The 17,466-nt window shown below is 68.4% G+C and carries 13 protein-coding genes; 8 read left to right on the top strand and 5 right to left on the bottom strand.

Going from position 1 to position 17,466, the window contains the following annotated elements; all coding sequences use genetic code 11:
* Positions 1-10 precede the first annotated feature (10 nt).
* Positions 11-1,426 carry an NAD(P)H-quinone dehydrogenase gene (locus tag LFT45_RS07390; RefSeq protein ID WP_236807741.1) on the bottom strand — a complete coding sequence of 472 codons (1,416 nt, stop codon included), beginning with the start codon at positions 1,424-1,426 and terminating at the stop codon, positions 11-13.
* A 117-nt stretch (positions 1,427-1,543) separates the two neighbouring features.
* On the opposite strand from LFT45_RS07390, the gene LFT45_RS07385 reads away from it, so the two are divergent.
* On the top strand, positions 1,544-2,362 hold the full coding sequence (locus LFT45_RS07385; protein WP_236807740.1) for a purine-nucleoside phosphorylase: 819 nt from the start codon (positions 1,544-1,546) through the stop codon (positions 2,360-2,362).
* Between the two features lie 33 nt (positions 2,363-2,395).
* Here LFT45_RS07385 and LFT45_RS07380 read toward each other — a convergent pair whose 3' ends face one another.
* On the bottom strand, positions 2,396-2,923 hold the full coding sequence (locus LFT45_RS07380) for an RrF2 family transcriptional regulator (protein WP_236807739.1): 528 nt from the start codon (positions 2,921-2,923) through the stop codon (positions 2,396-2,398).
* Positions 2,924-3,051: 128 nt separating this feature from the next.
* Between LFT45_RS07380 and LFT45_RS07375 the strand changes: the two genes are divergently transcribed.
* Entirely contained in the window at positions 3,052-4,836 is a 1,785-nt protein-coding gene (locus tag LFT45_RS07375; protein WP_236807738.1) for a phospho-sugar mutase, read from the top strand.
* Positions 4,837-4,919: 83 nt separating this feature from the next.
* Here LFT45_RS07375 and nirD read toward each other — a convergent pair whose 3' ends face one another.
* Positions 4,920-5,285 carry a nitrite reductase small subunit NirD gene (gene nirD, locus LFT45_RS07370; RefSeq protein ID WP_102970722.1) on the bottom strand — a complete coding sequence of 122 codons (366 nt, stop codon included), beginning with the start codon at positions 5,283-5,285 and terminating at the stop codon, positions 4,920-4,922.
* Between the two features lie 294 nt (positions 5,286-5,579).
* On the opposite strand from nirD, the gene nirB reads away from it, so the two are divergent.
* The 6 genes from nirB to LFT45_RS07340 all read left to right on the top strand — a co-directional run bounded on the left by nirB (position 5,580) and on the right by LFT45_RS07340 (position 12,785).
* The gene (gene nirB, locus LFT45_RS07365) at positions 5,580-8,225 is read left to right on the top strand and encodes a nitrite reductase large subunit NirB (RefSeq protein ID WP_236807737.1); all 2,646 of its coding nucleotides are present in this window, start codon (positions 5,580-5,582) and stop codon (positions 8,223-8,225) included.
* Positions 8,226-8,227: 2 nt separating this feature from the next.
* Complete coding sequence (cobA, locus tag LFT45_RS07360) at positions 8,228-9,262, top strand: uroporphyrinogen-III C-methyltransferase (protein ID WP_236807736.1); 1,035 nt, start codon at positions 8,228-8,230, stop codon at positions 9,260-9,262.
* A gap of 14 nt (positions 9,263-9,276) precedes the next feature.
* The gene (locus LFT45_RS07355; protein ID WP_236807735.1) at positions 9,277-10,473 is read left to right on the top strand and encodes a uroporphyrinogen-III synthase; all 1,197 of its coding nucleotides are present in this window, start codon (positions 9,277-9,279) and stop codon (positions 10,471-10,473) included.
* A 308-nt stretch (positions 10,474-10,781) separates the two neighbouring features.
* Positions 10,782-11,678, top strand: coding sequence for an FAD-dependent oxidoreductase (locus LFT45_RS07350; protein ID WP_236807734.1), 897 nt, complete (start codon positions 10,782-10,784; stop codon positions 11,676-11,678).
* An 83-nt stretch (positions 11,679-11,761) separates the two neighbouring features.
* Positions 11,762-12,505, top strand: a complete 744-nt coding sequence (deoC, locus tag LFT45_RS07345; RefSeq protein ID WP_236807733.1) for a deoxyribose-phosphate aldolase — start codon at positions 11,762-11,764, stop codon at positions 12,503-12,505.
* A gap of 46 nt (positions 12,506-12,551) precedes the next feature.
* The gene (locus LFT45_RS07340; RefSeq protein ID WP_236807732.1) at positions 12,552-12,785 is read left to right on the top strand and encodes a DUF4407 domain-containing protein; all 234 of its coding nucleotides are present in this window, start codon (positions 12,552-12,554) and stop codon (positions 12,783-12,785) included.
* A 64-nt stretch (positions 12,786-12,849) separates the two neighbouring features.
* Here LFT45_RS07340 and LFT45_RS07335 read toward each other — a convergent pair whose 3' ends face one another.
* Together LFT45_RS07335 and mfd are read right to left on the bottom strand one after the other, a co-directional pair.
* Positions 12,850-13,671: a metal-dependent hydrolase gene (locus LFT45_RS07335; RefSeq protein ID WP_236807731.1), complete on the bottom strand. Its 822-nt coding sequence runs from the start codon at positions 13,669-13,671 to the stop codon at positions 12,850-12,852.
* A 5-nt stretch (positions 13,672-13,676) separates the two neighbouring features.
* Positions 13,677-17,408, bottom strand: a complete 3,732-nt coding sequence (gene mfd / locus LFT45_RS07330; protein ID WP_236807730.1) for a transcription-repair coupling factor — start codon at positions 17,406-17,408, stop codon at positions 13,677-13,679.
* Positions 17,409-17,466 lie beyond the last annotated feature (58 nt).

Here is a 17,466-nt window from a genome sequence, read left to right as displayed (position 1 = left end):
GCGGCGCCGCCTAGATGTGCACGTGCAGCCGGCGTGCGGCCTCCGAGATAGAGCCGCTCAGCGACGGGTACACGGTGAACGTGCTGGCCACGTCGTCGACGTGCAGTTTCTGCTTCACCGCGATGGAGATGGCGAAGATCAGTTCGGACGCGTTAGCGCCAACCACCACGCCGCCGATGACTGTCCCGGATCCCTTGCGGGCGAAGATCTTGACGAAGCCGTCCTTGACGTTGCGCATCTTGGCGCGGGCGTTGCTCTTCAGGGACAGCTTGATGATGTCGCCCTGGTACTTGCCGGACTCGATCTCTGCCTCGGACACGCCCACAGACGCGATCTCGGGAGAGGTGAAGATGTTGGACGCCACCTGGTGCAGCTTGATAGGGGTCACCTGGTCGCCCAGGAAGTGCGCAATCGCGATCCGGCCCTGCATGGCCGCGACGGAGGCGAGGGCCAGGACACCGGTGCAGTCGCCGGCGGCGTAGATGTTCGGGGCAGTGGTGCGGGAGACGCCGTCGACCTTGATGTGGCCGCTTTCGGTCAGTGCGACGCCGGCTTCCTCCAGGCCGATGCCGGCCGTGTTGGGAATGGAACCCACGCAGACCAGGCAGTGGCTGCCCGTGACCTTGGAGCCGTCACCGAGGGTGACCACCACGCCGTCGTCGGTCCGTTCCACCGTCTCGGCCCGCGAACGGGACAGCACCTTCACGCCGCGGCGTTCGAAAACCTCCTCCAGCACCTCGGCAGCGTCCGTGTCGGAACCCGGAAGCACGCGGTCGCGGCTGGAGATCAGGGTGACCTTCGAGCCCAGGCCGTTGTAGGCGGAGGCGAATTCGGCGCCGGTCACGCCGGAACCCACGACGATCAGTTCCTCCGGCAGTTCGTCCAGGTTGTAGATCTGGGCCCAGTTCAGGATCCGTTCGCCGTCCGGCCGCGCCGTGGGCAGTTCCCGGGGGTGGGCCCCGACGGTCAGCAGGATGGCGTCCGCCTCGACGGTTTCGGTTCCGTCGACCGTCAGGACCTCGATGGTGTGGTTGTCCACCAGTTTGCCGGAGCCGTTCAGAATCCGGACGTTCTGGTGCTCCAGGCCGGTCTGGATGTCCTGGGACTGCTGGCGCGCTAGGCCGAGCAGGCGGTCGTTGATGTGCTTGAGATCGGCGCGCATGACCGGAACGAAGTCCCCGCCGTCGACGTCGAACTTGACCCCCAGCTCGCCGGCACCGCCGACGCGGGTCATCAGGTCCGCCGTCGCGATCAGCGTCTTGGACGGCACGACGTCGGTCAGCACCGCGGAACCGCCGAGGCCGGCCCGCTCGATGATGGTGACTTGGGCTCCCAGCGAGGCGGCCACCATGGCGGCTTCGTAGCCGCCCGGACCTCCGCCGAGAATTGCAATTCGGGGGGCGCTGAAATCAGGATGCATAGTCACAAGAAGTCATTCTCCTGCATCCGGCGCCGGACCACCAATCTTCCGGGGCCGGCCGGGCAGCCCGCTAGGGCGCGTTTCTGCTGCCCGCACCAGCTCCGGCACGGTAGCTTGGACCGGGTGAGCACAACAGAATTCCCGGACACGGATCCCTTCGAGGCGGCGCGGACGGCCGCGGACTACATCGCGGCGGAGACCGGCGTCGCAAAGCACGACGTCGCCCTGGTCCTGGGTTCAGGCTGGGCCGAGGCTGCCGACCTCATCGGCGAGACCACTGCCACGCTGGCGGCGTCGGAGGTCCCCGGATTTTCGGCTCCCGCGGTGGAGGGACACGTGGGCACCATCCGGTCGGTGCTGACGCGTGGAGGCAAGCGGGCACTGGTCCTCGGCGCCCGCACACACTACTACGAGGGCAAAGGCGTCCGTGCCGTTGCCCACGGCGTGCGCACCGCTGCCGCCGCAGGCTGCCGGATCCTGGTAATCACCAACGGCTGCGGCGGGCTGAACGAAGACTGGGCGCCCGGCACCCCTGTGCTCATCAAAGATCACATCAACCTCACCGCGGCGTCACCGCTCGAGGGCGCCACCTTCGTGGACCTGACCGATCTGTACTCCTCGCGGATCCGGGATTTGGCCCGCGAGGTGGACCCGTCGCTGGCCGAAGGTGTCTACGCCCAGTTCACCGGCCCGCACTACGAGACGCCGGCCGAGGTGCAGTACGCCAAGCGGATCGGTGCCGACCTGGTGGGCATGTCGACGGCGCTGGAGGCCATCGCTGCGCGGCACGCCGGCATGGAGGTCTTCGGCATCTCGCTGGTCACCAATCTCGCGGCCGGCATCAGCCCGACGCCGCTGAGCCATGAGGAGGTGCTCGAAGCCGGACACGCTGCGGGGCCTCGCATCTCCAAGCTCCTCGCGGAGATTATCGGCCGGCTCTGACCGCAACGCGGGGGAAGAGCCGGGCGGGGTCACTTAGCGCCCGTTGCGGGCTTCGGAAGGGGCGCTAAGTGACCCCGCGTTGTTGTTGCCGAGGAGTTGGGCGAGCGAGCTGGCCCGAGCCTCGGGGAACCGCCGTTCGAGGGACTCCGCTATGCCCGCCACGGACTGCCGTGCGAGTTCGGTCCGCCAGGCCAGCTCCGCCTGGCGCATTGACTGCGAAATGATGCAGCTGCGGAAGTAGTCCTCCCCCGCATCACCGCCGGGGCAGTTCTCCAGGATGCCGTCGCAGCGGAAGGCCAGGTCCCGGCCTTCGATGGCCAGCACCACGTCCAGCACCGAGATCCGGTCAGGCCGCCGGGCCAACTGGAACCCTCCCCTCGGGCCGGACACGGACTGCAGGACGCCTGCCCGCACCAGGCACTGAAGCTGCTTGTTCAGGTACGCCGGCGGCAGCTTATACAGCTCGGCCATCCGGCCGCTGCTGATTGGTTCGCCGGCGGGCGCCCATGCCATGTTGACGCAGCAGTGGAGGGCCCACTCCACCCCCTGGTTCAACTTCACAACCAAGACAGTACGTGTCCAGAATCTCTTGTCAAGCAGGGCTCGGCCGCCACGGACCGGCGAGTTGTAACCGGTCAGCAGCCCCGTCCGGCGCCGCTCCGCCGAACTTTGACGATAGTTTGGATGCCATGACGTCTTCCGAAGCCGACCTGCAGCTGCTCAACGACGCCCGCGCCTGGGCCGCCCAGGATCCGGATCCCCGGACCGCGGCAACGCTGACCGAACTCGTGAAGCTCACCGAGGCCGGCACGCCCGCCGCCCGGCAGGACCTTGAGGACAGCTTCCGGGGCACGTTGCAGTTCGGAACGGCCGGCCTGCGTGCCGCCCTGGGTCCGGGGCCCAACCGGATGAACCGCGTCGTGGTCCGCCGTGCGGCGGCGGGCTTCGCCAATTTCCTGGTCCGGACGGTGGCGGAGGCCGCCCCCGGAACACGGCCACGCGCCGTCGTCGGCTATGACGCCCGCTACAACTCCGACATTTTCGCGAAGGAGACGGCGGCGGTGTTCACTGCGGCGGGCATCGAGACGTTCCTGATGCCGGCTCCCCTGCCGACGCCGCTGCTGGCGTATGCGGTCCGGGCTCTGGAGTGCGACGGGGGCGTGATGGTCACAGCCAGCCACAACCCCCCGCAGGATAACGGCTACAAGGTGTACCTCGGCCGGCATGCGGTGGAGGAAAGCGGCCGGGGCGCACAGATAGTAGCGCCGTACGACGCCCTGATCGCCACCGACATCAGCAAGGCGGGCGACCTTGCCGCGATCCCCCTGGCCCAGGACGGCTGGACGGTCCTGGACGACCGGATCGTCCAGGACTACGAGGCCGCCACGGCAGGGCTTGCCGACCGCGGGCTCTTCCCGGCCCGGGACCTGAAGATCGTCCTGACACCGTTGCACGGCGTCGGCGGAGCGACAGCAGTCTCCGTTCTGGAGGCAGCCGGATTCACCGACGTGACGCTCGTCAGCGAACAGGCGGAGCCGGACCCGGACTTCCCCACCGTCAGTTTTCCCAACCCTGAGGAAGCCGGCGCCCTGGATCTGGCCCTGGGTGAGGCGATGCAGGCGGACGCAGACATCGTTCTGGCCAACGACCCGGACGCGGACCGTGCCGCGGTGGCCGCGAAGGACCCGGACACGGGCGCGTGGCGGATGCTGCGGGGCGACGAGGTGGGCGCCCTTCTGGGAGCACACGTCGTGGCGCGCCTGGCCGCCTCCAAAACCGACGCAATCAGAGCGGACCCCACTGGAGCGGATGCTGCTGGAGCGGATGCTGCCGGCGGCGTGTTCGCCAATTCGATTGTTTCGTCGCGGCTGCTTTCACACATCGCCGCCGCAGCCGGGTACGCCCATGAGGAAACGCTGACCGGGTTCAAGTGGATTTCGCGGGTGCCGGGCCTCGTCTACGGCTATGAGGAGGCGCTGGGTTACTGCGTTGCTCCGGACCTGGTCCGGGACAAGGACGGGCTGTCCGCCGCGGTGCTGATTGCGGAATTGGCCGCCGCAGCCAAGGCCGAGGGCAAGACGATCTTCGACACCCTGGACGAGCTGTACCTGGTGCACGGGCTCCACGCCAGCGACCAGCTGAGCATCCGCGTGGGTGACCTCGGCCTGCTGGACGCCATGATGAACCGGTTGCGCGTGAACCCGCCCGAATCGTTCGGCGGGTCGGCCGTGGAGTCATTCGTGGATCTGGCCGAAGGCAGCGAACAGCTGCCTCCGACCGACGGGCTGCTCTATGTGACCCGCGACCTCAGCCGCGTGATCATCCGGCCGAGCGGCACGGAGCCGAAACTCAAGTGCTACCTGGAGGTTGTCCAGAGCGTCGGCTCCGCCGCTGAACTGCCCGAAGCCCGGCTGGCGGCGAGGGCCGCGCTGGACCAGGTGCTCACTGACGTGCGCGAGGCCCTGGGCCTGTAGGGCAGGCCCGGCCAACTAAGGGCGGGCCCGGGCGATTAGGGGCTGGCCGGCCCATTAAGGGCGGGCCGCTGGGAGCTTCAGCCTTAGAGCTCAACCTCGATGAAGCCGTCCACGATGCGCGTGCTGAACGCGGCCAGGCGCAGGTCCGCGTTGCCGAAGCATTCACCCGTCTCGAGGTCGTAAACCTCCTTGTGCAGCGGCGAGGCGATGGTGGGGCGCGTGCCCCGTGATCCGAGGATGCCGCGCGCCATCACGAAGGCGCCGGTGGCCGGGTCCTCCTGCGCGACGGCGAAGACCTCACCGGGGCCCGTGCGGAACAGGGCCACCTGCCGGCCGGCCACGAGTGCCGCTTCGCCCCAGGCCAGTTCCAGGTCCTCCACCGCGCAGACGCGGTGCCAGCCTGCCGCATATCCGGTGGCGAGATCCTCAAGTTCCAGTGTTGCCGTCATGTCCGGCTCCTCTCCCTTTGCGTGCTTTCCGGCGGCGGCCCGGTCCTGCGAGGCGTGTGTTTGCGCCTGCTTCTGCCGCCGCTGCGGCCGTAGTCCAAAGCTAGGGTGACGGTGTTTCGACGGGGTGCAGTCAATGTGTCAAGAACGTAAAAGACACCTCACAGGGCCCGAAACAATCCCGTGATGCAGAAGTTAAGTTCACGAAACAATTGGGAAACTGAAGCGAAACTGCGCCTCCCTAGGCTGGACGCACAAGCTGCAGAGCACCGTCTGCGGCCCAGCGAAAGGCCCACAGTGACCGAACAGACTTCAACCTCATCGACTCCGCGCCGCATTGTGGTCGCCGGCGGCGGCCCTGCAGCCCACCGTTTTGCCGATGCCATGCATGCCCGTGGCCTCGAAGGCTGGCATGTCACTGTCCTCACTGAGGAAGCCCACCTCCCCTATGACCGGGTGGCGCTCTCCAAGGCCCTCACCGATATGGACTACGACCTCACCCTGGGTGAGGCCGCCATGTGGGACCACGCTTCGGTGGACCTGAAGACCGGCGAGCGCGTGGTCAAGATCAACGCCGAGGCCAAGACGGTGGATACCGCAGCCGGCAACACGTACGAATACGACGAACTGGTGGTCGCCACTGGGTCGAATGCCGCCCGCCTGCCGATCCCGGGCGCCGAGCTCACCCACGTGTACCGCACGCTTGAAGACGTCTGGGCCATTAACAAGGCCATCGCCGAACTGACGGAAAAACTTGGCCGCAAGGTCAACGCCGTCACCATCGGTGGCGGCCTCCTCGGCCTCGAGTCGGCTGCCGGCACGGAACAGCTGGGCGCCACGCCGATCGTCATCGACGGTTCGCAGTGGCTGATGGCCACGCAGCTCGATGAAGGAGCTGGCCAGGCAATGGGCCGCCTCATCAAGGCCAAGGGCTTCGAAGTCCACGGCGGCGTGTTCCCGTCGGAAGTGCTTTCCGACGGCGAAGGCCAGGTCACGGGTGTCCTCATGGCCGACGGCCGCACCATCGATGCCGACATGGTGATCGTCGCCATCGGCGTCCGGCCCCGCGACGAACTCTTCCGTGCGGCCGAGGGCGAGGAACAGCTCTTCAGCCTGGGCCAGCGCGGCGGTGTGGTCATCAACGACTACTGCGCCACTGAGGTACCGGGCATCTGGGCCATCGGTGAGGTCGCCAACTTCGGCGGCATGTGCCTGGGTCTCGTCGCCCCGGCCAACACCATGGCCGAGATCGTGGCGGACCGCCTGCACGGCGGGGATGCAACCTTCCCCGGCTTCGACACCGCCACCAAGCTGAAGCTGTCCGGCGTGGATGTGGCCAGCTTCGGCGACGCCTTCGCCAAGACCGAGCACGCCCTCGAGATCGTCTATGCCGACCCGGCCCGCGGCGTCTACCAGAAGATTGTCACCACTGACGACGCCAAGACCCTCCTGGGCGGCATCTTCGTGGGCGACGCGTCACCGTACATGAGCCTGCGTCCGCTCCTGGGCCGCGAACTTCCCGCCGAACCCGGAGCGTTCCTCAGCGCGGCCGGCGGCGGCGACGCCCCCGAAACCGAACTGCCGGACGACGCCACCCTGTGCTCCTGCAACAACGTGACCGCCGGAACTATCCGCGACGCCATCAACGGCTGCGGCGCCTGTGACGGCAACGCCCCCGTCCAGGAACTCGGCGAACTCAAGGGCTGCACCCGCGCCGGCACCCAGTGCGGTTCCTGCGTGCCCATGCTGAAGAAGCTGCTGGAAACCGAGCTGACCAAGTCCGGCGTCGAGGTCTCCAAGGCCCTCTGCGAGCACATCGAACTGTCCCGCCAGGAACTGTTCGACGCCATCCGCGTCCTGGAACTGACCTCCTTCGAGGAGATCATGGCCAAGTACGGCACCGGCGCCGGCTGCGACATCTGCAAGCCGACCATCGGCAACATCCTCGCCAGCCAAAACAGCGCCTACGTGCTGGACGCCGGCCGCGGCACCCTGCAGGACACCAACGACCGCGCCCTGGCCAACATGCAGAAGGACGGCACCTACTCGGTGGTCCCCCGCATCGCCGGCGGCGAGATCACCCCGAAGAAGCTCGGCGTCATTGCCGCCGTCGCCGAAAAGTACAACCTGTACACCAAGATCACCGGCGGCCAGCGCATCGACATGTTCGGCGCCCGGCTCGAGGAGCTGCCGGAAATCTGGAAGGAACTGGTGGACGCCGGCTTCGAGTCCGGACAGGCGTACGGCAAGAGCCTGCGCACGGTGAAGTCATGCGTCGGTTCCACCTGGTGCCGCTTCGGCGTCCAGGACTCGGTGGCCATGGCCATCCAGCTCGAGCTCCGCTACCGTGGCCTCCGCAGCCCGCACAAGCTGAAGATGGGCGTCTCCGGCTGCGCCCGCGAATGCGCCGAAGCCCGCGGCAAGGACGTCGGCGTGATCGCCACCGCGGACGGCTGGAACCTGTACGTCGGCGGCAACGGCGGTGCCACCCCGGCCCACGCCCAGCTCCTGGCCAAGGACCTCGATGACGAAACCCTGATCAAGTACATCGACCGCTACTTCATGTACTACATCCGCACCGCCGACCGCCTGCAGCGCACCGCACGCTGGCAGGAAGAGCTCGACGGCGGCATCAAGCACGTCGAGGACGTGGTGGTCAAGGACACCCTGGGCATCGCCGAGGACCTCGAGGCAGCCATGGCCAAGCACGTCGACACCTACATCGACGAGTGGGCCGACACTCTGAAGGACCCCGAGCGCCTCCGCCGGTTCCGCTCCTTCGTCAACGCCCCCGACCAGAAGGACGATTCCATCACCTTCGTCCCGGACGAGCGGGGCCAGATGCGCCCGGCAACGCCCGAGGAAAAAGGAAAGGTGCTGATCGGGGCCTCCATCCCCGTGCGGCCCTCCACGCCGGATCTGCTCGACAAGAACGAGGTATAGGCATGCAGCTCCGCATTGATCTCACCGGCCGCGACGTCCTGGTCACCGGCTCGGACTTCGCTGCCCGCCAGGCCGTCCGACGCTACGAGGCAGCCGGCGCCGTCGTCTCCCGCCTCAGCACCCCGCAGGGTGCCGGGCACGATGGTCCCCTCCCCGAGCGCCCGTTCCTCGTCGCGGCCGTCGACGACGGCCAGACCGGCTGGGAGCCGCTGCTGGACCGCTGCCGCGCCGCCGGCATCCCGGTGGCGGCCGAGCCTGCCGCCGGCCGGGCCGGCCACGTCACGCTGGTTGGCGGCGGCCCGGGCACCGGCGAGCTGCTGACCGTGGCCGCCGTCAAGGCGCTGCGCGATGCCGACGTCGTGTTCTACGACCGGCTGGCCCCGTACCAGGAGCTGGCGTCCCTCACCTCCGCCGAGCTCGTCGACGTCGGAAAGCGCCCGGGACACCACAAGGTGAGCCAGGGCGACATCGAGAAGCTCATGGTCGCTTCCGCCTTGGAAGGCAACAACGTGGTGCGCCTCAAGGGCGGTGACCCGTACGTCTTCGGCCGCGGCGGCGAGGAAGTTGCCTCCTGCGTCGCCGCCGGCGTCCCCGTCCGGGTGATTTCCGGCGTCACCAGCGCCATCTCCGTGCCGGCTGCCGCCGGCATTCCCGTGACGCACCGTGAAGTCAGCCACATGTTCACCGTCGTGTCCGGCCACGCGCCGCTCACGGAGAAGGAACTGACGCACCTGGCTGGCCTGGGCGGGACCATTGTGGTGCTGATGGGCATCGGCACGCTGCACCACCTCGCCGCGGGCCTCCGCCGCGCCGGAATGCGGGCCGACATGCCCATGGCCGTGGTGGAACGCGGCTACCGGCCGGGCCAGAAGACCACCATCGCGGAACTGGGAAACATCACCACTGCCGCCGCCGGCTGCAGCAATCCCGCCGTCCTGGTGATCGGCGAGGTGGTGCGGGTGGCTGAGGCCAACCGCGGGCATGCCGAGGCCGAGGCGGAACTCGACCGTCTGGCGGCCTCGCTGCTGGGTTCGTGATAGGCATGAACGCAATGAATGCACTAGCCCCCACCGAAACATCACCCGCCGAGACAGCAGTCACCGGCGCTGCACTCACCGGAACCGCGCCCACCGAAACCGCTCCGGAGGCGGCAGCCGAGGCCCCGCTGGAGGGTTTCCGGATCGGCGTGACGTCCCACCGCCGTTCGCGGGACCTCATCGAGGCCCTGGAACGCCGCGGCGCCGAGGTCCTGCACGCCCCGGCACTGAAGATCGCCCCCGTGAACGAGGACGTCAGCCTTATCGAGGACACCAAGGCGATCATCGCGGCCAAGCCCGACTTCTGCATCGCTACCACCGCCTACGGCATGCGCCGCTGGTGCGAGGCGGCGGACGCTTCGGGGATCGGTGAGGAACTGCTGGAAACCCTGGGCGCCTGCCGGATGTTCGTCCGCGGGCCCAAGGCCCGCGGCGCTGTGCGCGCGGCTGGCCTGGCCGACGTCGGAATCAGCAGCGACGAAACCACCGCAACGCTGGTGGACATGCTGCTGGCCGAGGGCGTGCGCGGCAAGACCGTGGCGGTGCAGCTGCACGGCTACACGGATGTCCGCCAGCTGGAACGGCTGCGGATGTCCGGTGCCACGGTCCTGACCGTGACCCCGTACCGCTGGGTGAAGCCCGACGGCGCCGACCGGCTCCCCCGCCTGATCGAGGCCGCGTGCAGCGGCAACCTGGACGTCCTGACGTTCACCAGTGCCCCGGCCGTGGACGCCATGTGGAGCACGGCCCACGAGATGGGGCTGTACAAGCAGCTCGTGGAGAGCCTCAAGACCTCGGTGACAACCGCCGTCGTTGGCCCCGTGACCGCGCAGCCGCTGCTGGACGCGGGCATCACTCCCCTGGTGCCGGAAAGGTTCCGGATGGGCGCGCTGATCAGGCTGGTGTGCGAGCACCTAGCGCTGAACCATGTGCGGCGCCTCGACACGCGGTCCGGGAACGTGGAACTGCGTGGCCGGTCGCTGCGCATTGACGGCGAGGCGGTGGAGATCGCCCCGGCGCCGCTGCTGCTGCTCCGCGCGCTCCTGGGCGCCGGCGGCGCGGTCCTGTCGCGGGAGTCCCTCTCCGAGCTGCTGGAACTGCGTGGCTCGGTGCACGCGCTGGACATGACGGTCAGCCGGCTCCGCTCTTCCCTGCCCGACGGCAAGCTCGTGGAAACGGTGGTGAAGCGCGGCTACCGCATCCGCGTCTAGCCCTTTACCGCAACGGGGGCCCACGCCCGCAGGGTTCCCTGGCCGAGCTTGCGAGGCTAGGGTGCGGGCGGGGAGGGTCACTTAACGCCCAATCCACTCCGGAAATTGGGCGCTAAGTGACACCGCGTTGCCTTGTTGCCTTGCAGGCGCCACGGTGTGACCCACCTCATTACCGGTCAGTAAATAGTGGCGAACGGGCAGGGAAAAATAGGCAACACCCGGGAAACACCCCGGAAAAATCGGACGCCTACGCTGGGGTTCATCAAGCACACCGGCCGCACGATGGCCACCAGCGAAAGGGCCTGCACATGTCCGCTCCGGCATTGTCCCCCACCTCCGGCACCTCCCTCTCGACGGCAGCCGCGTCCGCTACCGCAATCTCCGCATCGAAGATCCTCATCGCCGGGGCAGGCCCGGCCGCCCAGGCCCTCGTGGCCCAGCTGGCCGCCGTACAGTTCCCCGGAACCGTCACGGTGCTGAGCAGCCGCGACGACGCCCCCGGCGATCTGATGGAACTGGCCGCCCTGCCGTTCGTCTCCGTGCGCTTCGGCCAGCCCGCCAGCCACATCGACGCCGCCGGCAAGGTGGTCACCACCGCCGACGGCATGGAATTCGGCTACGACCAGCTGGTCATCGCCACCGGCTCGGCCCCGGTGGACGCCCCTGTCGAAGGCTCCGGCCGCTGCCTCAGCTACTCCACCATCGATGACGCCGCGAAGATCGGCCACGCCGTCAAGGAAGTCACCCGGGTCCTCGGCCGCAGGCCGCTTGGCATTCTGGTGGGCACGGGTCCCGCCGCCGGGCAGGCCGAAGCGGTGCTCCGCGCCCGCGGCGTCCGGCCGGTCCGCACCACTGCCCGGCCCGCCGCCGTCGTGCCAACGCTTGCCGGCTCGGTACTGCCGGCTGCCGGCGTCGTGTTCGAGGACGGCAGCCGCATGAGCGGCGACCTGGTGGTCCTCGCCGAGGACCGCACGCCCCGGGACGGCCTGGCCGCCGCCGCCGGCGTGATGACGGCAGCGGCCGGCGGGATCGTCGTCGGGCGCGACTTCCGCTCCTCCATGCCGGGCATTTGGGCCGTCGGGGATGCGGCAGCGTTCGACGGCGTGCGGCTGGGTCTGCTGGTGGCGTCCGGGTCCGCTGCCGGCGTCTGCGCGGCGGAGCTGATGGCGGCACTTTCCGTGGGGCAACTGGCCACCGCTGCCTAGCTTTCCTGCTGTGGCAGGATGGTTCGCAAGGGCGCCGCGACACCCGGGGCGCCTTCGGCCAAAGGCCCATGGAAAGGACCAGCATGAGCAACGAAGCCAGCCCCGGCACGGGCACCGCGACCAGCCCCGCAGGATCTCCCGCGGAGGGCAGCGTGGCGCAGGGCATCGCTTCCTTCATCGACCACACGCTGCTGAAGCCGGAGGCCAGCGAGGCGGACATCCTCAAGGTGTGTGCCGAGGCCGCCGAGTACAGGTTCAAGTCGGTGTGTGTTAACCCGGTGTGGGTCAAGACGGTGAAGACGGCGCTCAAGGGCCCCGGTGTGCTCACGTGTTCCGTGGTGGGATTCCCGCTGGGCGCCGCGCCCGCCGATGTCAAGGCTTTCGAGGCCCGCGGGGCTGTGCTGGACGGTGCCGATGAAGTGGACATGGTCATCAACATCGCTGCGGCCAGGGCCTCGGACAAGGGCGCCTTGGTGGACGACATCAAGGCCGTCGCCGAGGCCGTCCACCAGGGCGAGGCGATCCTCAAGGTCATCATCGAGACGGCCCTGCTCAGCGATGACCAGAAAGTCCTGGCCTGCGAGGCGGCCGTTGAGGCCGGCGCCGACTTCGTTAAGACCTCAACGGGCTTCAACGGCGGCGGCGCCACGGTCGAAGATGTGGCCCTCATGCGGCGCACCGTGGGCCCGGACGTGGGCGTCAAGGCCTCCGGCGGCGTGCGTTCCCTCGAGGACGCACAGGCTATGATTGCTGCAGGTGCAACACGTATTGGCGCCAGCTCCGGTATTGCAATCGTCAAAGGCGAACAGGGTTCGTCTGCGTACTGACCGGCGGCAGCCACAGTCTGAGCCCCGCGGGGCCGAGGAGGAATGAATGTCCAGCAAGATTGACCAGCAGGTAAAGACGCCCCAGAACGAGAACACCCTGATGGGCAGTATCGTTCTCTTTGTGGTCATCATGGCCCTCTTCCTGGGCGCCATCTACTCGCTGTCCTTCCTGTCCCTGGAGAACCCGTGGCCGATGGCCGTGTGCCTTGGCCTGTTCGCCCTCGCCTTCTGGATCCCGCAGACCATCACCGGCCGCTCGGACAGCGCCGGCGAGTACTAAACGCCCCGCAGACTTTGAAGCCGAAGCCCCGGAATGTTCCGGGGCTTCGGCTTTTAACGCTGGATCAGGTTAACCCGAGCAGGCTGCTCGCCAGCCGGCCGGCCAGGGCCAGCGCCGCAGGGAAGTGCGCGCCGGCCAGTGACCAAGCAGCCAGGCACATTCCCACCATGGCGTAGCCGCTCACCGGGATCAGCACCAGCCACTCCCGCCGCGATCCGGCCCTGCCCAGCAACGGGATGGAGAAGGCGCCGTTGGGCCGCCAGAAGTTCCGCAATACCCACAACCGGCGCAGGAACCGTGGCGGCTTGATCACCAGCGGCCAGAGCAGGGGAACTCCCCCGGTGGTCACCATGTCCCCCACAATGTGGACCACGACGCCGATCAGCATGGACATGGGCAGCCACGTCCACTGGTGCGGTGCAAACCAGGTCACCAGGCCGGCCATGACCAGGGCGAAGATCCAGTTGCTGATCCACCCGGACTTCGGAAACAGCTTCAACGCCTTGGCCGCGATGTTGATCATGAACATGCACAGCAGCCCGGCGCCGACGGACAGCACGCCCCACGGCGTATCCACCTGGATCTGCGCCGCCACCGCGGCGAGCAGCACGAACATGGCCGCCCCCAGCACCGAATGCGTGCCCTGCCGGTGGCCGCCGCTGGCATTCTCGATGCCTACCGCGATCATGTTGGACAGCGGCGGCAGCGAGTGCGCCACGGTGCTGGAGCGGTGGTCCCAGTCGCACACGAGTGCGGTGCCCGCCGTCGCCATGCCGCCGATCAGCACTCCGGTGGCGTCCAGCGGATACCAGCCCAGGGTGTACGGCCCCGTCGAGGCAATAGCCACCCACGCCGCGGCCCCTGACGCGGCGTGGTGTCCTCCCATCACGGCTAGCCCTTCGTGGCTTCGAGCGGGACCGGAGCGTCCGAAAAGATGTTGCGGATGACGCCGTCGGCCCAGGCCAGGATTTCGGCGTCCTGCAGGTCGCGGCCGCCGATCCTTGCCGTCTTCGGCTTGGGGATGAGGACGGCGTCGAGGGCGGGCTTGACCTGCGCGCCGGGGTACATCCGGTTGAGCCGCATGGTCTTCGATTCGGGCAGCTGCGCCGGCGAGAACTTGATGAAGTTCCCCTGCAGGGCGACGTCGGAGAGCCCGGCTTCGCGGGCTCCCACCCTGAAGCGTGCCACGGCGACGAGGTTCTGGGCGGGCAGTGGCGGCTCACCGTAGCGGTCCACGAGCTCGGCGAGGACTTCGTCGATGGCCTCGTTGGTGAGTGCCGATGCCAGCTTCCGGTAGGCCTCCAGCCGCAGCCGCTCCCCCGGCACGTAGTCGTGCGGCAGGTGCGCGTTGACGGGCAGCTCGATCTTCATGTCGGCGGCCTTCTCCTCGGCTTCGCCGCGGTACTCGGCCACGGCCTCGCCCACCAGCCGGATGTAGAGGTCGAAGCCGACGCCCTGGATGTGGCCGGACTGTTCACCGCCCAGCAGGTTGCCGGCGCCGCGGATTTCCAGGTCCTTCATGGCCAGCTGCATGCCCGCGCCGAGTTCGTTGTGGGTGGCCACGGCCTTCAGCCGCTCCAGGGCCACCTCGCCGAGGGGCTTCTCAGAGGGGTAGAGGAAGTAGGCATAGGCGCGTTCGCGGCCGCGGCCGACGCGTCCGCGCAGCTGGTGGAGCTGCGACAGTCCGTACTTGTCCGCGCCGTCCACAATCAGGGTGTTGGCGTTGGAGATGTCCAGGCCGGTTTCGATGATGGTGGTGCACACGAGGACGTCGAAGCGCTTCTCCCAGAAGTCCACGATCATCTGCTCCAGGCGGCTCTCGGACATCTTGCCATGTGCCACCTCCACCCTGGCTTCGGGGACAAGTTCGCGGATTTTGGCCGCGGTCTTTTCAATCGTGGACACGCGGTTGTGCACCAGGAACACCTGGCCTTCGCGCATCAGTTCGCGGCGGATGGCCGCGGAGGTCTGCTTGTCCGTGTACGGGCCCACATAGGTGAGCACGGGGTGGCGCTCCTCCGGCGGGGTGGCCAGCGTGGAAGTTTCGCGGATGCCGGTCAGGGACATCTCCAGGGTGCGCGGAATCGGGGTGGCACTCATGGCAAGGACGTCTACGTTGGTGCGCATCTTCTTCAGCGCTTCCTTGTGCTCGACGCCGAAACGCTGCTCCTCGTCCACGATGACCAGGCCGAGATCCTTGAACTCGAAGTCCTTGGACAGCAGCCGGTGCGTGCCGATCACCACGTCCACGGAGCCGTTCTTCACGCCCTCGGCCGTTTCCTTGGCTTCCTTCGACGCCTGGAACCGGGACAGCGGCTTCACGCGCAGCGGGAAGCCGGAGAACCGCTCGGTGAACGTCTCATAGTGCTGCTGGGCCAGCAGGGTGGTGGGCACCAGCACCGCCACCTGCTTGCCGTCCTGCACCGCCTTGAAGGCGGCGCGGACGGCGATCTCGGTCTTGCCGTAGCCGACGTCGCCCGAGACCAGCCGGTCCATGGGGATCTCCCGCTCCATGTCGGCCTTGACCTCGTTGATGGTGGTGAGCTGGTCCGGGGTCTCCACGTACGGGAAGGCCTCCTCCAGCTCGCGCTGCCACGGCGTGTCCGGCGCGAAGGCATGGCCGCGCGACGCCATCCGGGCCGAGTAGAGCCGGATGAGCTCGCCGGCGATTTCCTTGACGGCCCGGCGCGCCTTGGATTTGGTGCTGGCCCAGTCCGCGCCGCCCATCTTGCTGAGTACGGGAGTGTCGCCGCCGACGTAGCGCGTCACCTGGTCCAGCTGGTCGGTGGGGACGAACAGCCTGTCCCCCGGCGCCCCGCGCTTCGACGCCGCGTACTCCAGGACGAGGTACTCGCGCACACCGTCGCTGCCCCCCGCCACCTTGCGCTGCAAAAGCTCCACGAACCGGCCGATGCCGTGCTGTTCGTGCACCACATGGTCGCCGGCCACCAGCTGCAGCGGATCGACGGCGTTCCGCCGCTTGGACGGCATGCGGCGCATGTCCTTCGTGGAGCCCGCGGACGTGCGGCCCAGGAGGTCGGCCTCGGTCAGGAGACCGAGTTTCAGTCCGTCGAGGACAAAACCGCGTCCGACGGCGGCGGTGGTCACCTCGATGATCCCCGCCTGGGGTTCGTGGTCCAGTGTGTCCACCCGGGCGCAGGGGATGTCCGCGTCGTGGAACAGCTCGGCCAGGCGCTGCGCCGGACCCGGGCCTTCGGTGGCCACCACGATCCGCCACTGGTCCCGCACATGCGAGCCGATGAAGTCCATCATTTCCGCCACGTCGCCCTGGTAGCCGCGGGGTTCGCGGGCGTGGAGGTTGAGCACGTCGATGTCCGGCGTCAGTTCCTCGTCCGTCGCCAGCGAGGTGATGGACCACCAGGACACCTCGTGACCGAGGGCCGCCGACCGGGTCTCGGCCAGCGAACGGAAGCTGGCGGAGTGCAGGGCCGCCGACGCCTGGGAGCTGAGGTCGAGCGGCGCGGTTCCGCCGTCCGAGGCCGTGGACCAGGCGGCCTCCAGGAACTCCTCGTTGGTGGCCGCGAGGTCGTGCGCACGGGTGCGGACCTTCTCCGGTTCGATGACCACGGAGATGGACCCCGCGGGTAGCTGTTCCATGAACGGGACCATGGCGTCCACGAGGACCGGCGCCAGGGATTCCATGCCCTCCACGGCGATGCCGCCGGCGATCTTCTCCAGCATGTCGGCAGCAGCGGGCAGCTGGGACTTCAGCGTGGCAGCGCGGGACATGACCGATGGCGTGATCAGGATTTCCCGGCAGGGCGGGGCATGGAGTTCGGTGGGGTGATGCACGCCGGGAGCGGACAGCGAGCGCTGGTCGGCGACGGCGAACCAGCGCATCTGGTCCACCTCGTCCCCGAAGAACTCCACCCGGATGGGGTGGTCCTCGGTGGGCGGGAAGACGTCGAGCATGCCACCGCGGACGGCGAACTCACCGCGGCGGGTGACCATGTCCACGCGGGCGTAGGCGGCAGCCGCCAGGTTCTTGATCACGTCAGTGAACGGCACCTCCTGGCCGACCTTCAGCGTCACCGGAACGAGGTCGCCCAGGCCGGCCACGATCGGCTGGAGCACGGCGCGGACGGGAGCCACGACGACGCGGAGGGGTCCCCCTGCGTTTTCCGGGCGGGCTGCGCCTGCCGCGTGGGCTGCCTCTTCAGGATGCGCCAGGCGCCGCAGGACGGACAGACGGCGGCCCACAGTATCCGAACGCGGCGAGAGCCGCTCGTGTGGGAGGGTTTCCCAGCTGGGGAACTCGGCCACGGCGTTGGCCGGCAGGTAGGCGCGGAGCGCGGCGGCAAGATCCTCGGCCTCGCGTCCCGTGGCGGTGACGGCGAGGACGACACCCTGCGCGGTGTGTTCCGCGGCGGCGCCGTCGTTTTCTGCGGTCTTCACCAGGCCGTCCGCCATCTCCGCCAGGAGCACGGGCCGCAAACCTGCCGGGGCGCTGATCTGGTAGTCCTCGCTGCGGACGCTGAAGCTCCGCGCCGCCTCGGCCTGCACCCGGGCGAACGTCCTGTCCGCCTGAAGGGCGCGGCGCAGGCCGTCGAGGGGCAGGCTGTTGGAGGGCTGGCCTTTGGGGCTCTGGCCTTTGGAGCTCATGGGCAGGATCTCCTGGAATCTCATTCGAACGCAGGCAACACGAAAAGCCGAGATTCTT

The organism is Arthrobacter sp. FW305-BF8, assembly GCF_021789315.1.
In the GTDB taxonomy this organism is placed as follows: Bacteria; Actinomycetota; Actinomycetes; order Actinomycetales; family Micrococcaceae; genus Arthrobacter.
The sequence above is the reverse complement of the archived record's forward strand: the minus strand, read 5'-3'. Positions and strand labels throughout refer to the sequence as shown.

What these genes read in the sequence shown, in the direction of transcription:
- LFT45_RS07350 (WP_236807734.1), top strand. Translation starts at nt 10,782, where the DNA reads ATGTCCGCTCCGGCATTGTCCCCCACCTCCGGCACCTCCCTCTCGACG.
- cobA (WP_236807736.1), top strand. Translation starts at nt 8,228, where the DNA reads ATGCAGCTCCGCATTGATCTCACCGGCCGCGACGTCCTGGTCACCGGC.
- LFT45_RS07340 (WP_236807732.1), top strand. Translation starts at nt 12,552, where the DNA reads ATGTCCAGCAAGATTGACCAGCAGGTAAAGACGCCCCAGAACGAGAAC.
- LFT45_RS07375 (WP_236807738.1), top strand. Translation starts at nt 3,052, where the DNA reads ATGACGTCTTCCGAAGCCGACCTGCAGCTGCTCAACGACGCCCGCGCC.
- LFT45_RS07355 (WP_236807735.1), top strand. Translation starts at nt 9,277, where the DNA reads ATGAATGCACTAGCCCCCACCGAAACATCACCCGCCGAGACAGCAGTC.
- nirD (WP_102970722.1), bottom strand. Translation starts at nt 5,285, where the DNA reads ATGACGGCAACACTGGAACTTGAGGATCTCGCCACCGGATATGCGGCA.
- mfd (WP_236807730.1), bottom strand. Translation starts at nt 17,408, where the DNA reads ATGAGCTCCAAAGGCCAGAGCCCCAAAGGCCAGCCCTCCAACAGCCTG.
- deoC (WP_236807733.1), top strand. Translation starts at nt 11,762, where the DNA reads ATGAGCAACGAAGCCAGCCCCGGCACGGGCACCGCGACCAGCCCCGCA.
- LFT45_RS07335 (WP_236807731.1), bottom strand. Translation starts at nt 13,671, where the DNA reads ATGGGAGGACACCACGCCGCGTCAGGGGCCGCGGCGTGGGTGGCTATT.